Source organism: Streptomyces antimicrobicus (assembly GCF_020532625.1).
Lineage (GTDB): Bacteria > Actinomycetota > Actinomycetes > Streptomycetales > Streptomycetaceae > Streptomyces > Streptomyces antimicrobicus.
Map to the genome: position 1 here is coordinate 14,883 of NZ_JAJAUY010000022.1, position 13,555 is coordinate 28,437.

At 74.0% G+C, this 13,555-nt stretch carries 11 protein-coding genes; 5 read left to right on the forward strand and 6 right to left on the reverse strand.

Translation table 11 applies throughout. The features are described from left to right. Nucleotides 1–7: 7 nt before the first annotated feature. The 3 genes from LG632_RS08575 to LG632_RS08585 form a co-directional block, all read right to left on the reverse strand. Nucleotides 8–1,201 (reverse strand): GDSL-type esterase/lipase family protein, encoded by a 1,194-nt coding sequence (locus LG632_RS08575; RefSeq protein WP_226726254.1) that lies wholly within the window; start codon nucleotides 1,199–1,201, stop codon nucleotides 8–10. Between the two features lie 286 nt (nucleotides 1,202–1,487). Next, nucleotides 1,488–3,107, reverse strand: coding sequence for a malate synthase A (gene aceB / locus LG632_RS08580; RefSeq protein ID WP_226726255.1), 1,620 nt, complete (start codon nucleotides 3,105–3,107; stop codon nucleotides 1,488–1,490). A gap of 251 nt (nucleotides 3,108–3,358) precedes the next feature. Further along, complete coding sequence (locus LG632_RS08585) at nucleotides 3,359–3,928, reverse strand: nucleotidyltransferase family protein (RefSeq protein ID WP_308108144.1); 570 nt, start codon at nucleotides 3,926–3,928, stop codon at nucleotides 3,359–3,361. A 336-nt stretch (nucleotides 3,929–4,264) separates the two neighbouring features. Here LG632_RS08585 and yczR point away from each other — a divergent pair, with 336 nt between their 5' ends. Then, nucleotides 4,265–5,761, forward strand: a complete 1,497-nt coding sequence (gene yczR, locus LG632_RS08590; RefSeq protein WP_226726256.1) for a MocR-like transcription factor YczR — start codon at nucleotides 4,265–4,267, stop codon at nucleotides 5,759–5,761. A gap of 57 nt (nucleotides 5,762–5,818) precedes the next feature. Here the strand turns inward: yczR and LG632_RS08595 are convergent, their stop codons facing one another. Together LG632_RS08595 and LG632_RS08600 are read right to left on the reverse strand one after the other, a co-directional pair. Beyond that, on the reverse strand, nucleotides 5,819–6,448 hold the full coding sequence (locus tag LG632_RS08595; RefSeq protein WP_226726257.1) for a response regulator: 630 nt from the start codon (nucleotides 6,446–6,448) through the stop codon (nucleotides 5,819–5,821). Beyond that, nucleotides 6,445–7,701, reverse strand: a complete 1,257-nt coding sequence (locus LG632_RS08600; protein ID WP_226726258.1) for a sensor histidine kinase — start codon at nucleotides 7,699–7,701, stop codon at nucleotides 6,445–6,447. Before LG632_RS08600 ends, LG632_RS08595 begins: the two co-directional genes overlap by 4 nt. 233 nt (nucleotides 7,702–7,934) lie before the next feature. On the opposite strand from LG632_RS08600, the gene LG632_RS08605 reads away from it, so the two are divergent. Both LG632_RS08605 and LG632_RS08610 read left to right on the forward strand, forming a co-directional pair. Continuing rightward, nucleotides 7,935–9,017, forward strand: a complete 1,083-nt coding sequence (locus LG632_RS08605; protein WP_226726259.1) for an ABC transporter permease — start codon at nucleotides 7,935–7,937, stop codon at nucleotides 9,015–9,017. Further along, nucleotides 9,014–9,697 (forward strand): ABC transporter ATP-binding protein, encoded by a 684-nt coding sequence (locus LG632_RS08610; protein WP_226726260.1) that lies wholly within the window; start codon nucleotides 9,014–9,016, stop codon nucleotides 9,695–9,697. Before LG632_RS08605 ends, LG632_RS08610 begins: the two co-directional genes overlap by 4 nt. Before the next feature lie 114 nt (nucleotides 9,698–9,811). Here the strand turns inward: LG632_RS08610 and LG632_RS08615 are convergent, their stop codons facing one another. Next, nucleotides 9,812–10,615 carry an IclR family transcriptional regulator gene (locus tag LG632_RS08615; protein ID WP_226726261.1) on the reverse strand — a complete coding sequence of 268 codons (804 nt, stop codon included), beginning with the start codon at nucleotides 10,613–10,615 and terminating at the stop codon, nucleotides 9,812–9,814. A gap of 325 nt (nucleotides 10,616–10,940) precedes the next feature. Here LG632_RS08615 and allB point away from each other — a divergent pair, with 325 nt between their 5' ends. Then, nucleotides 10,941–12,299 carry an allantoinase AllB gene (gene allB / locus LG632_RS08620; RefSeq protein ID WP_264201566.1) on the forward strand — a complete coding sequence of 453 codons (1,359 nt, stop codon included), beginning with the start codon at nucleotides 10,941–10,943 and terminating at the stop codon, nucleotides 12,297–12,299. A 2-nt stretch (nucleotides 12,300–12,301) separates the two neighbouring features. Beyond that, the gene (alc, locus tag LG632_RS08625) at nucleotides 12,302–13,420 is read left to right on the forward strand and encodes an allantoicase (protein ID WP_226726263.1); all 1,119 of its coding nucleotides are present in this window, start codon (nucleotides 12,302–12,304) and stop codon (nucleotides 13,418–13,420) included. Nucleotides 13,421–13,555 lie beyond the last annotated feature (135 nt).

The window sequence follows — 13,555 nt, forward strand, 5'->3', positions numbered from 1 at the left end:
CGCCGGTTCACGGGGCGGCGGTCAGGTACATCCCGTTGTGGTCGGCGCCCGCCGTGTTGCGGCAGGAGAAGTCGCCGGACGGCTTGGCCGCGATCAGGCTCAGACAGCGGCCCAGCGCCAGCTGCCCGTAGTAGTTCGGGTGCATGGACTCCTGCACCGGACCCTGGGTCTCGCTGCTGTCGATCCAGCGCGCCCACTCACTGCTCTGCGCGGACGCCGGCACGGTCGAGCTCACCAGCTTGCTGGCCCTGGCGCACACCTCCCGGCCCTGGAGCATGTCCCGCAGGTCCAGGAACTGCACGCCCTTGGCGGTGGCGACGCCCCGCAGCCGGTTCGCGAGCTGGGGCACCAGCGAGTCCCGGGCCCAGTCCGAGTCCCGGTTCCAGAACGGGCAACCGCCGGTGTTCAGCCGGCTCCAGTCGCTCTGCGGGTAGCGGTTCTCGGCGCCGCGCGGAATGGGGGAGGGGTAGGACTGGAGCACGATCCGGTAGTCCCCGGCGGCGTATCCGGCGCCGGACATCACGGCGCGGATCTCGTCCACGGACTTGCCGACCTTCTGCATGACGCCGTCGATCCGCTGGTCCACGTTGCCCTGCTGGTCGTCGTAGCAGTAGGAGTTCCAGATCACGAAGTCGAGCGCGCAGTCCTTGATGATGTCGGCGAAGCCGAGGTCGTTGCCGCCGATGGAGAGCGTGATCAGCTTGACGTCGTGGCTGCGGGCGACGGCGGCCAGCTGGTCGGCCTGCGGGGCCTCGCCCTTGTACGCCACGCCGCCGTGGGAAGCGCGGAAGACGTTGTCGGCGGTGGCGCCCGAGCAGGCGAGGTTGACGGCCACGTCGGCGAGCGGACCGGCGGTCTTGATCTCGGCCGAGTCCGAGCGGTGGCAGCCGTTCGCCTCCGAGGTCCCGTACACCTTCGACGGGTCGTAGGACGAACCGCTCAGCCAGGCCCGGTCGGTGCCGTTGCGGCTTGCGGTGTTGGTGAGGCTGTTGCCCTTCCAGCGCCCGGCCTCGCCGGATATGTAGCTGTCGCCCAGGGAGACGACCGCCGTGGGGCCCTGACCGGGGCCGGCCAGAGCCGTGCCGGAGCCGGCCGTCAGCGCGGTGGTGAGGGCGAGCGGGAGGACCAGGCCGGCCCCGGCGAGCCGTCGCACGCGGCGGCCGGGCCTCTTCTTCTCGCGGGCGGTGCGGAATCCGATCACTGCGGAACTCCTGCGGTCGGCCATGACGAAGCCAGGGACGACTTCGGTGCATGGCTGGGAAGTGGGGGAACCGCCGGCCGGTGGCACCGGAAAGGTGACACGGGCCGCATTGTTACCGCTAGGTAGCCGCAGGTTACGATGATGTAACGACCGACCGGTCGTTCGGGGGCGGTGGTTCCGCTCCGGTTCCGCTTCGCGCACGGCCGAGCCCCCGGTGCCTTTCGACACCGGGGGCTCGGTCGCCGGGTTCGGCCGCTGTGCGAATTCAGCCGAATCCAGGGGTCCTTCAGCCGACGAGCTGCTCGTAGGCCGGGAGCGTGAGGAAGTCCGCGTAGTCGGCGTCCAGCGAGACCTGGAGCAGCAGGTCGTGCGCCTGCTGCCACTTGCCCGCCGCGAAGGCCTCGTCGCCGATCTCGGCGCGGATCGCGGCCAGTTCCTCCGCGGCGACCTTGCGCGCCAGCTCGGCCGTGGCCCGCTCGCCGTTCTCGAAGACCACGCCCGCGTTGATCCACTGCCAGATCTGGGAGCGGGAGATCTCGGCGGTGGCCGCGTCCTCCATCAGGTTGAAGATGGCGACGGCGCCCAGGCCCCGCAGCCAGGCCTCGATGTACCGGATGCCGACCTGGACGGCGTTGCGCAGGCCCTCGTAGGTGGGCCGGGCGTCGAGCGAGTCGATCGCGATGAGGTCGCCGGGGGCCACCGCCACGTCCTCGCGCAGCCGGTCCTTCTGGTGGGGCTTCTCGCCCAGCACCGCGTCGAAGGAGGCCATCGCGATGGGGACCAGGTCCGGGTGGGCGACCCAGGAGCCGTCGAAGCCGTCGCCGGCCTCCCGGTCCTTGTCGGCCTTGACCTTCTCGAAGGCCACCTTGTTGACCTCGGCGTCCTTGCGGGAGGGGATGAAGGCCGCCATGCCGCCGATGGCGTGCGCGCCGCGCTTGTGGCAGGTGCGGACGAGCAGTTCGGTGTACGCGCGCATGAACGGGGCGGTCATCGTCACCGCGTTGCGGTCCGGCAGGACGAACTTCTCGCCGCCGTCACGGAAGTTCTTGACGATGGAGAAGAGGTAGTCCCAGCGGCCCGCGTTCAGGCCCGCCGCGTGGTCGCGCAGCTCGTAGAGGATCTCCTCCATCTCGTACGCGGCGGTGATCGTCTCGATCAGCACGGTCGCGCGGACGGTGCCCTGCGGGATCCCCACGTGGTCCTGGGCGAAGACGAAGATGTCGTTCCAGAGGCGGGCCTCCAGGTGCGACTCCGTCTTCGGGAGGTAGAAGTACGGGCCCTTGCCGAGGTCGATCAGCCGCTGGGCGTTGTGGAAGAAGTACAGGCCGAAGTCCACCAGGGCGCCCGGGACCGCGCGGCCGTCGACGGTGATGTGCCGCTCCTCCAGGTGCCAGCCGCGCGGGCGCATCACCACGGTGGCCAGTTCCTCGGCGGGCTTGAGGGCGTAGGACTTGCCGGTGCGGGCGTCGGTGAAGTCGATCCGGCGCTCGTAGGCGTCGATCAGGTTGAGCTGGCCGAGGACCACGTTCTCCCAGGTGGGGGCCGAGGCGTCCTCGAAGTCGGCGAGCCAGACCTTGGCGCCCGAGTTGAGGGCGTTGATGGTCATCTTGCGGTCCGTCGGACCGGTGATCTCCACCCGGCGGTCGTTCAGCGCCGCCGGTGCCGGCGCCACCTTCCAGTCGCCCTCGCGGATCTGTGCGGTCTCCGGGAGGAAGTCGAGGTGGGAGGTGCGGGCGATCTCGGCGCGGCGCTCGGCGCGGCGGGCGAGGAGCTCGTCCCGGCGGGGGGTGAACCGCCGGTGCAGCTCGGCCACGAAGGCGAGGGCCGCTTCGGTGAGGACTTCCTCCTGCCGGGGCAGGGGCTCGGCGTCGACGATGGCCAGCGGGGACGGCGCTGGTGCGGACATAACTGTCACTCCTTCAGCGGCGGTGCCTGGCGGCCGCGGGGGAATGCTCGCGCGGGACGGCACGCAGTGCCGTCGGGTGTGGAGAGTTCCGCAATACGGTCGCGGGCGCCGTCTGGGGTTCAGGGCGCTTCTGACCAGTGGATAGTAATTTCCTCATGGTGGAAGTTCAATGGTTTGTTGATGTCGAGATTCTCTGGGTCGACAGATCATCGGTCGCGGTGGCCCTGAGTGCCACCACGATCACACCGCGCTCAGGCCAGACGCGCCAGGTCGGGCGGCGTGTCGATGTCGAAGGCCTCGGCCACGTCCGCGCACTCCACCAGGGTGAGCTCGTCGGCGTGCCGCGTCAGGTGGACCCGGGCGCCCTTGTCGCCCACCGCCGTCGCGGCGATGTCCGCCCACCGGTCGGCCCCGAACAGCACCGGGTGCCCGCGCTCCCCGTCGTACGCCGCCGCCACGAGCGAGGCGGGGGAGCGGTACGCCGCCCGCACCCGGGCCACCGCCGCCGCGCCGATGCCCGGCTGGTCCACCAGCGACACCAGGGCCGCGCGGGCGCCCGTACCGGCCAGGGAGGCGAGCCCGACGCGCAGCGAGGAGCCCATGCCCTCGGCCCAGTCCGGGTTGTCGACCACCACGCAGCCGCTCAGGTCCGCCCGCTCGCGCACCTCCTGCGCCGCCGCTCCGAGCACCACGTGCAGCGGGGCGCAGCCCGCCTCGCGCAGCACCCGGACGGCGTTCTCGACCAGCGGCCGGCCGCGGTAGGGCAGCAGGGCCTTGGGGCGGCCGCCGAGGCGCCGGCCGCCCCCGGCGGCGAGCAGCAGCCCGGCGATCAGGGGTGCGGCAGCGGGCTCACGGACCCGGCGGGACTCCGGCTCGCGCTCGGACCCGGGTGCGGTGCGGTAGGTGTCGGTCGCCATGGCTCCGATTCTCGCCCCCGCCGCGCCGCCCGGTTCCCCACCCCGGCCAGGGCCCCCCGCAGCCGCGGCAGCAGGCGCAGCCGCAGGGGCTCGGCGACCCGGTCCTCCCGGGCCGCCAGCAGGGCTCGTTCGTCACGGTCGGTCAGCATCTTCGCGGTACTCCCTTGCGGATCGAGGGCCAATACCGCGAGTCTGGGCGCTGATTGGCCTGGCCGTCAGAGCCAATCGGGGGAGGTTGGCATGGCGAACGGGCGAGTGGTCCACACGGCGGACAGGACGGTCGGCAGCCGCCAGCTCGCCGCCCTGCTCCCGGCGCACGTGCGGGCCCGCCCCGGCTACCGGGCCCTCGCCGACGCGATCCGCACCCTGATCCTCGACGGCCGGATCGCCCTGCACGTCCGGCTCCCCGCCGAACGCGAGCTCGCCGAACGCCTCGGCGCCAGCCGGGCCACCGTGACCGGTGCCTACGACCTGCTGCGGGAGAGCGGGTACGTCCGCAGCAGGCGAGGATCCGGCACCTTCACCGAGCTGCCCGACGGCCACCGCCCCGTCGGCGCCCACGCCCTGCTCGGCGCCGGCGGCACCGGCGGCTTCCTGCCCGACGGGGACCCCGGCATCGACCTGGCCATCGCCGCCATGGGCGCGCCCGAGGACACCCTCACCGAGGCCCTGGCGTGGGCCGCGCCCCGGCTGCCCGCCGCCGCCCGCACCCCCGGCTACCTCCCCTTCGGCCTGCCCGAGCTGCGGGCGGCGGTCGCCGACCGCTTCACCCGCCGGGGCCTTCCCACCCGGCCCGAGCAGATCCTCGTCACCGCCGGCGCCCAGCAGGCCCTGACGCTGGTGATCGGCCTGCTGTGCCGGGCCGGCGACCGCGTGGTCACCGAGAACCCGACCTACGCCAACGCCCTCGACGCGCTGCGCCACGCCCGGCTGCGCACGGCCCCGGTCGCCGTCACCGACGCCGGCTGGGACATGGAGATCGCCGAGTCCACGCTGCGCCAGACCGTGCCCCGGCTGGCCTACGTCATCCCCGACTTCCACAACCCCACCGGCGCCCTGATGCCCGAGGACCAGCGCCTGGCCCTGCTCTCGGCCACCCGTCGCACCGGCACCTGGCTGGTGGTGGACGAGACCATCGCCGACATCGCCCTCGACGTGCCCGCCCCGGCGCCGCTGGCCGCCCTCGCCCCGCCCGGGGGCGCCGACCACGTCCTCACCATCGGCTCGCTGAGCAAGACCCACTGGGGCGGGCTGCGGGTCGGCTGGGTCCGGGCCACCGCCCGGCTCGTCGCCGAGCTGACCGCCCTGCGCGCCGCCACCGACATGACCGGCTCGGTCCTGGACCAGCTGGTCGCGCTCCCGCTGCTCGACGGGCTGGAGCGGAACCTGCCGGCCCGGCTGGACCAGCTGCGCGTACGGCGCCGGGCCCTGGTCGAGGCGCTGGAGCGGCACACCCCCGAATGGTCCTGGTCGGTGCCGCCCGGCGGGCTCTCCCTGTGGGTGGACCTGGGCGAGCCGGTCAGCTCGGCCCTGGCCGAGCGCGCCGCCGCGGCGGGCGTGCACCTGGGCCGCGGCGCCCGGTTCGGTGTGGACCCCGGTACGTTCGAGCACCGGCTGCGCATCCCCTACACCCTGGCCCCCGACCGGCTCGACGAGGGCGTGCGGCGGCTGGCCGCGGCCTTCCACGACGGGGTACCGCTGCCGCCGGCGGTGGACCGGCCGCACTGGGTGGCGTAGGGGAGCGTCACGGGGCCGGGGCCGCCAGGGGTGCCGCTCCGGCACGGCGCCCCGTCCTCACGGGGTCCGGATCAGGCGGCGGGCGCCCGCCGCCGCCACGGCCGCCGTACGCGACTCCACGCCGAGCTTGGCGTAGATGTGCACCAGGTGCGACTTCACCGTGGCCTGGCTGAGGAACAGCCGCTTGGAGATCTGCTGGTTCGACAGCCCGTCCGCGACCAGCTGGAGCACCTCCAGCTCCCGCTTGGTCAGGGCCTCGGCCGGCGTCCGCATCCGGTCCATCAGCCGCAGTGCGACGGCCGGGGCCAGCGCCGACTGCCCCGCCGCGGCCGTCCGCACCGCCGCCGCCAGCTCCTCCGGCGGGGCGTCCTTGAGCAGGTACCCGCAGGCCCCGGCCTCGACCGCGGCCAGGATGTCGGCATCGGTGTCGTACGTCGTGAGCACCAGCACCCGCGGCCCGCCCGGCCGGGCGGTGATCGCCGCCGTGGCCTGCGAGCCGTGCATCCCGGCGCCGAACTGCAGGTCCATCAGCACGACGTCGACCTGTTCGGTGGCGGCCAGTTCCACCGCCCGCTCGGCGGTGGCGGCCTCCGCCACCACCGTGAAGCCGGGCTCGGTGTCCAGGACCGCGCGCAGGCCCGCCCGGACCACGGGGTGGTCGTCGGCGAGCAGCAGCCGGATCGTCATCGGGGCGCCTCCACGGGCAGCGGCAGGGTCACGGCCACGGCGGTGCCCTGGCCGGGGGCGGACTCCACGGTGAACGTGCCGCCCAGGGACTCCGCCCGCGAGCGCATCGCGGGCAGCCCGAAGCCCCCGTCGGCGGCCGTGATCCGGGCCGCCTCTCGGGTCTCGGGCGGGCGCGGGTCGAAGCCCCGGCCGTCGTCCACGATGTCCAAGGTCACCGAGGAGTCCATGAAGGTCAGGGTGATCTCGGCGCGTTCCGCCCGCGCGTGCCGCACCACATTGGCCAGCGCCGACTGCGCGATCCGCAGCAGGGCCACCTCGTACGGGGTCGGCAGCTCGGCCGGGGTGCCGCTCAGCGAGAACCGGACGCGGGGGCCGGGCGCGCCCGTGCACAGCCGCTCCAGCGCCGCCGCGAGGGAGCCGTGCTCCAGGTCGGGCGGGGTGAGCGCGCGCACGAACCGGCGGGCCTCGGCGAGGTTCTCCTGGGCCGCCTCCCTGGCCCGGGCGATGTGGGCGAGCGCCGCCGCGGAACCCGCGCCGGCGCCGCCCGCACCGGTGCCCGCACCGGTGCCCGCACCGGTGCCCGCACCGGTGCCCGGGCCGGGTGCCGGCGTACGGTCCTCCGCCAGGGCCCGTTCCGCCGCCCGCAGCAGCAGCTGGATCGAGGACAGGCCCTGGGCGAGCGTGTCGTGGATCTCGCGGGCCAGCCGCTCCCGCTCGGCCAGGACGCCCGCGCCGCGTTCGGCGGCGGCCAGCTCCGCCCGGGTCGTGATCAGCTCCTCGATCAGCTTCCGGCGCCGCTCGCTCTCCCGGTACAGCGCCTGGTAGCCCAGCACGGTGGCCACGGCCACGGCCGCGCCCAGCACCGGGCCGAGGAACGCCCCCGGTGTCACCGCCCCGCTGTGCGCGAGGAACCCGCCGATCGCCGCGCAGGCGGTCAGCGCCACCGCCGGCACGCCCCACCGCAACGGCAGCAGGTGCAGCTGGAGGAAGTACAGCGGGAAGGCGATCCACAGCCCGTCGGGCGAGACCACCAGCAGGGCCGTCCACGCCGCGCCCAGCGCGGCCAGCCACCACGCCCCGGCCCGGGGCGAGGCGTGCACGGCGGGGGCCCGTACCCCGGCGGCGTACACGGCGGCCAGCAGGACGGCGGCCGCCACCACCCGGCCCGCCCCGGGCGCGGACCCGGCCAGCGCCCGCCCGACGGCCAGCGCCAGCAGGCCGAGCAGCAGTGCGTGCAGGCACAGCCGCAGCACGCGTGTGACGGGCGTCAGCGGACGGGAGGGGCGGGGGAGCCGAGGGCCCGGGGAGCGCGGGGCCCGGCCGGAGCGTCGGGAGTCGGAACGGGAAAGCATCGCCCGACCAGCGTAGATCGGTCGCGGCGGGGACCGGTCAACCGAAAGTTCGATGTCGGAATGCTCCTTTCGACACCACGATCGCTCCCGTGGCGCGATGCCCCGGGCCCGCGCCGGCGGACAAGGTGGGGGACATGTTCGTCGCATGGAGAGATCTACGGTTCGCCAAGGGCCGATTCGCCCTGATGGGCGCGGTGGTCGTGCTGATCACACTGCTGGTCGGGCTGCTGTCGGGGCTGACCTCGGGGCTGGCCCGGGAGAACGTCTCCGCCGTCACCGGCCTGCCCGCCACCCACCTGGCGTTCGCCGCGCCCCCGGGAGGCCAGGAGGTGTCCTTCACCCGGTCCCAGGTCCCCGAGAGCGCCTGGCGGGCCTGGAGCGGGCAGCCGGGGGTGCGCTCGGCCCGGCCGGTCGGCATCCGTACCACCGACGCCGCCGCCGGTGAGCGCACCGCGGCCGTCTCCGTCTTCGGTGTGGAGCCGGCGGGCGGGCTCGCCCCGCGCGGCCTGGCCCCGGGCCAGGTGGTCCTCTCCGAGAAGGCCGCCGAGGAGCTCGGCGGCGCGAAGGCGGGCGGCACGGTCCGGGTCGGCCGGCTGGAGCTCACCGTCGCCGCCGTCTCCGGCACCGCCGCCTACAGCCACACCCCGGTGGTCTGGGCCGACCTGCGCGACTGGCAGCGGATCGGCGACCCGGGCACGTCCCCGGAGGCGGTGGCCACCGTGGTCGCCCTGGACGCCGACGGATCGGCCGACCTGGCGGCGGGCGACCGGGCCGCGGGCACCACGGTCCGGACGATCGCCGAGGCGCTCGGCGCCATAGGCTCCTACCAGGCCGAGAACGGCTCGCTCCAGCTGATGCGGGGCTTCCTCTTCGCCATCTCCGCCCTCGTCATAGGGGCCTTCTTCACGGTCTGGACGATCCAGCGCAGCGCCGACGTGGCCGTCCTGAAGGCACTGGGCGCCGCCACGCCGTACCTGCTCAAGGACGCGCTCGGCCAGGCCGTGGTCCTGCTGGCGGCCGGCGCCGGGCTGGGGACCGCGCTGGCGGCCGGGCTCGGGGCGCTGATCAGCGGCAGTGACGTGCCGTTCGTCCTGGACGCGCCCACCGTGCTGGTCCCGGCCGCCGTGATGATCGCGCTCGGCGCCGCCGGCGCCGCCCTGTCCGTCCGGCGGATCACCGCCGTCGACCCGCTGACCGCCCTCGGGAGCGCCCGATGACCCTCCTCCTGCACGACGTCACGCTCACCTACCCCGACGGCGAGAGCCGCCTGACGGCCCTGGACGCGGTCGGTCTGGAGGTACCCGCCGGGACCCTGACGGCGGTGGTCGGACCGTCCGGATCGGGCAAGTCCAGCCTGCTCGCCGTCGCGGCCACGCTCGTCACCCCGGACTCCGGGCGGGTCGTCGTGGCCGGCCGGGACACCGCCCCGATGAGCGCGGCGCAGAAGTCGGCGCTGCGCCGCGAGCACATCGGCATCGTCTTCCAGCAGCCCAACCTGCTCGCCTCGCTCACCGCCGCCGAGCAGCTGCAGGTCATGGCCCATCTCTCCGGCCGGCCCGCGCGGCAGCTGCGTCGGCGCGCGCTGGAGCTGCTGGACGCGGTGGGGCTCGCGGACAAGGCCGACAAGCGCCCGCACCAGCTCTCCGGCGGCCAGCGCCAGCGGGTGAACATCGCCCGCGCCCTGATGAACGAGCCCACCGTGCTGCTCGTGGACGAGCCCACCAGCGCCCTGGACCACGAGCGCGGCGCGGCCGTGCTGGACCTGCTGGTCACCCTCACCCGGGAGCGCTCCACCGCCACCGTGCTGGTCACCCACGACCGGGCGCACCTGGAGCGGATGGACCGCACGGTGACGATGACGGACGGCCGGCTGGCGGATCCGGTGGCCGCCGCCTGACCCGGCGGCGGACCCCCGACGTGCGAGAGCCCGGACCCCGCGCAGGGGGTCCGGGCTCTCGCACGTCGGGGTGGGCCGTCCGCGGCCGGGCCGCGTCCGCTCCGTCGTCCCCGCTCAGGCGGGGTTCTGGTTGGCCAGGGCCACCGACAGCTCGGCGGCGATCTCCTGCAGGATCGGCACGAACGACTCGGCCACCGCCTCCGTGACCCGGCCCGCCGGCCCCGAGATGGAGATCGCGGCGGCGGTCGGCGAGTTCGGCACCGACACGGCCAGGCAGCGGACCCCTATCTCCTGCTCGTTGTCGTCCACCGCGTAGCCGAGCTTGCGGACCTGCTCCAGCGCCTCCAGGAATCCCTCGGGCGTGGTGATGGTCTTCTCGGTCGCGGCCGGCATGCCGGTACGGGCCAGCAGGGCGCGGACCTCGTCGGCCGGGGTGTGCGCCAGGAGCGCCTTGCCCACGCCGGTGGAGTGCGGCAGCACCCGGCGGCCCACCTCGGTGAACATCCGCATGGAGTGCTTGGAGGGAACCTGCGCCACGTACACGATCTCGTCGCCGTCGAGCAGCGCCATGTTCGCCGTCTCGCCGGTCTCCTCGACCAGCCTGGCCAGGTACGGCCGGGCCCAGGTGCCCAGCAGCCGCGAGGCGGACTCGCCGAGCCGGATCAGGCGGGGGCCGAGCGAGTAGCGCCGGTTCGGCTGCTGGCGCACGTACCCGCAGGCGACCAGCGTCCGCATGAGACGGTGGATCGTGGGCAGGGGGAGTCCGCTGGCGGCGGAGAGCTCGCTGAGGCCGACCTCGCCACCCGCGTCGGCCATGCGTTCGAGCAGATCGAAGGCGCGCTCGAGGGACTGGACGCCGCCGGTGGCGGCGGTCGTCTTGGCGGAAGCGTCGGTGGTGCTGGCGCTGGACGTCGGCACGGCGCGGTCCTTTCGGTGCTGGCAGGCAAGGCAGCAGCCTACCCGGCCACGGCCGCCGGCCCTAGTGTCGGGCCGGGGCCGTCGCCGCCGGTCAGAGCGGGTTTGTCCGGGTGTCGGACGGCCTTCGGTGGTGGCCCGCAGGGCTCCCGGTGGCGGTAGCTACGTTCTGTAGAGTGAAATCCTAATTCCATTGTGTGGAAACCTCCAAGTGCGACTCGGTTCGCGTGGGGTGACCCTCCGGGGTGCCCCGGGTGGCTCTTGACGGCTTCTGGATCGACGGGAAGACTCCGTCAACAGAACGTTGAATTTCGCTCTGTGGAAGTAGATGGGGAGGTTCCGGGTGTCCGACGTGGCAGTGGAACTGGTACTGCGCTCGACGCGCGTCATCACCCCCGAGGGGACGCGCGCCGCTTCGGTGGCCGTCGCCGCCGGGAAGATCGCGGACGTGCTGCCCTACGAGGCCGAGGTGCCGGCCGGTGCCCGCCTGGTGGACCTCGGCGAGGACGTCCTGCTGCCCGGCCTGGTCGACACCCACGTCCACGTGAACGACCCCGGCCGCACCGAGTGGGAGGGCTTCTGGACGGCCACCCGCGCCGCCGCGGCCGGTGGCATCACCACCATCCTCGACATGCCGCTCAACTCGCTGCCGCCCACCACCACGACCGCCCACCTGGCCGTCAAGCGGGACGTGGCCCGGGAGAAGGCCCACGTCGACGTCGGCTTCTGGGGCGGCGCCCTGCCCGACAACGTCAAGGACCTGCGCCCGCTGCACGACGCCGGCGTCTTCGGCTTCAAGTGCTTCCTGTCGCCCTCCGGCGTCGAGGAGTTCCCCGAGCTCGACCAGGAGCAGCTGGCCGCCTCCCTCGCGGAGATCGCCGGCTTCGGCGGTCTGATGATCGTGCACGCCGAGGACCCCCACCACCTGGACGCCGCGCCCGTCGTGCCCGGCCCCAGGTACGCCGACTTCCTCGCCTCCCGGCCGCGCGACGCCGAGAACACCGCGATCGAGAACCTGATCGCCCAGGCCCGGCGGCTGAACGCGCGCGTCCACGTGCTCCACCTGTCCTCCAGCGACGCGCTGCCGCTGCTCGCCGCCGCCAAGGCCGAGGGCGTGGCGGTCACCGTCGAGTCCTGCCCGCACTACCTCACCCTCACCGCCGAGGAAGTGCCCGACGGGGCCAGCGAGTTCAAGTGCTGCCCGCCGATCCGCGAGGCCGCCAACCAGGACCTCCTGTGGCAGGCGCTCGCCGACGGCACCATCGACTGCATCGTCTCCGACCACTCGCCCTCCACGGCGGACCTCAAGACGTCCGACTTCTCCACCGCGTGGGGCGGCATCTCCTCCCTCCAGCTGGGCCTGCCGGCGATCTGGACGGAGGCGCGCCGGCGCGGCCACACCCTGGAGGACGTCGTCCGCTGGATGTCCGCCGCCCCGGCGCGCCTGGCGGGTCTGACGCAGAAGGGTGCCATCGAGGTCGGCCGGGACGCCGACTTCGCGGTCCTGGCCCCTGAAGAAACGTTCCTCGTGGACCCGGCCGAGCTCCACCACCGCAACCAGGTCACGGCGTACGCGGGCAGGACCCTGCACGGCGTCGTGAAGTCCACCTGGCTGCGCGGGCGGCAGATCGCCGACCACGGCACCCCGTCCGAGCCCACCGGCCTCCTCCTCGAAAGGCAGAACTGACCGTGGCGATCCCCCGCTTCACCGGCAACGCGAACCCGTACGGCGGCGGCGACCCGTACGCCGACTACCGCACGGCCGAGTTCCCGTTCACGCAGTACGCCAACCTCGCCGCCCGCGAGCTCGGCGCCGGTGTCGTCGCAGCCAACGACGAGTTCTTCGCCCAGCGCGAGAACCTGCTGGTCGCCGAGGCCGCGCACTTCGACCCCGAGCACTTCGGCCACAAGGGCAAGGTCATGGACGGCTGGGAGACCCGCCGCCGCCGCGGCGTCGGCCCCGACCAGCCCTGGCCGACCGCGGAGGACCACGACTGGGCGCTCGTACGCCTGGGCGCCCCCGGGGTGATCCGCGGCATCGTCGTCGACACCGCCCACTTCCGCGGCAACATGCCGCAGGCCGTCTCCATCGAGGCCACCCACTGGGACGGCGCCCTCGCGCCGACCCCGGAGGAGCTCCAGGGCGACGACGTCAAGTGGACGACGATCGTCCCGCGCACCCCGGTCGGCGGCCACGCGGCCAACGGCTTCGAGGTGAGCGTGGAGCAGCGCTTCACGCACCTGCGCGTCAACCAGCACCCCGACGGCGGCATCGCCCGCCTGCGCGTCTACGGCGAGGTGCTGCCGGACCCGAAGTGGCTGGCCACCCTCGGCACCTTCGACGTCGTGGCCCTGGAGAACGGCGGCGCCGTCCAGGACGCGTCCAACCGCTTCTACTCGCCGCCCACCAACACCATCAACCCGGGCCGCTCCCGCAAGATGGACGACGGCTGGGAGACCGCCCGCCGCCGCGACCGCGGCAACGACTGGATCCGCTACCAGCTGGTGGCCGAGTCGGAGATCCGCGCCGTCGAGATCGACACCGCCTACCTCAAGGGCAACTCGGCCGGCTGGGCCTCGCTGTCGGTGCGCACGGGCGAGGAGGGGGAGTGGCAGGAGTTCCTGCCGCGCACCCGCCTGCAGCCCGACACCAACCACCGCTTCGTGCTGGACACCCCGGCCGTCGGCACCCACGTCCGGATCGACATCTTCCCGGACGGCGGCTTCTCGCGGCTGCGGCTGTTCGGCTCCCTGACGGAGACCGGCGCGGCCGCGCTGACCGCCCGTCACCAGGAGCTCGGCGGCTGACACCGGCCCGACGCACGTCCTCGGGGGCCGACACCCCCGGGGTCCGGTCGCGGGCGGCGCGACACCCGCCCGTGATCCCCGCGGGTGACCGGAACGCACTGCCGGCCACCCTGGGACAGCCCGTGGGGCCCACCG

Excerpts from the sequence above, each read along its gene's own strand:
- aceB (WP_226726255.1), bottom strand. The coding sequence starts at position 3,107 with ATGTCCGCACCAGCGCCGTCCCCGCTGGCCATCGTCGACGCCGAGCCC.
- yczR (WP_226726256.1), top strand. The coding sequence starts at position 4,265 with ATGGCGAACGGGCGAGTGGTCCACACGGCGGACAGGACGGTCGGCAGC.
- LG632_RS08595 (WP_226726257.1), bottom strand. The coding sequence starts at position 6,448 with ATGACGATCCGGCTGCTGCTCGCCGACGACCACCCCGTGGTCCGGGCG.
- LG632_RS08605 (WP_226726259.1), top strand. The coding sequence starts at position 7,935 with ATGTTCGTCGCATGGAGAGATCTACGGTTCGCCAAGGGCCGATTCGCC.
- LG632_RS08610 (WP_226726260.1), top strand. The coding sequence starts at position 9,014 with ATGACCCTCCTCCTGCACGACGTCACGCTCACCTACCCCGACGGCGAG.
- allB (WP_264201566.1), top strand. The coding sequence starts at position 10,941 with ATGGGGAGGTTCCGGGTGTCCGACGTGGCAGTGGAACTGGTACTGCGC.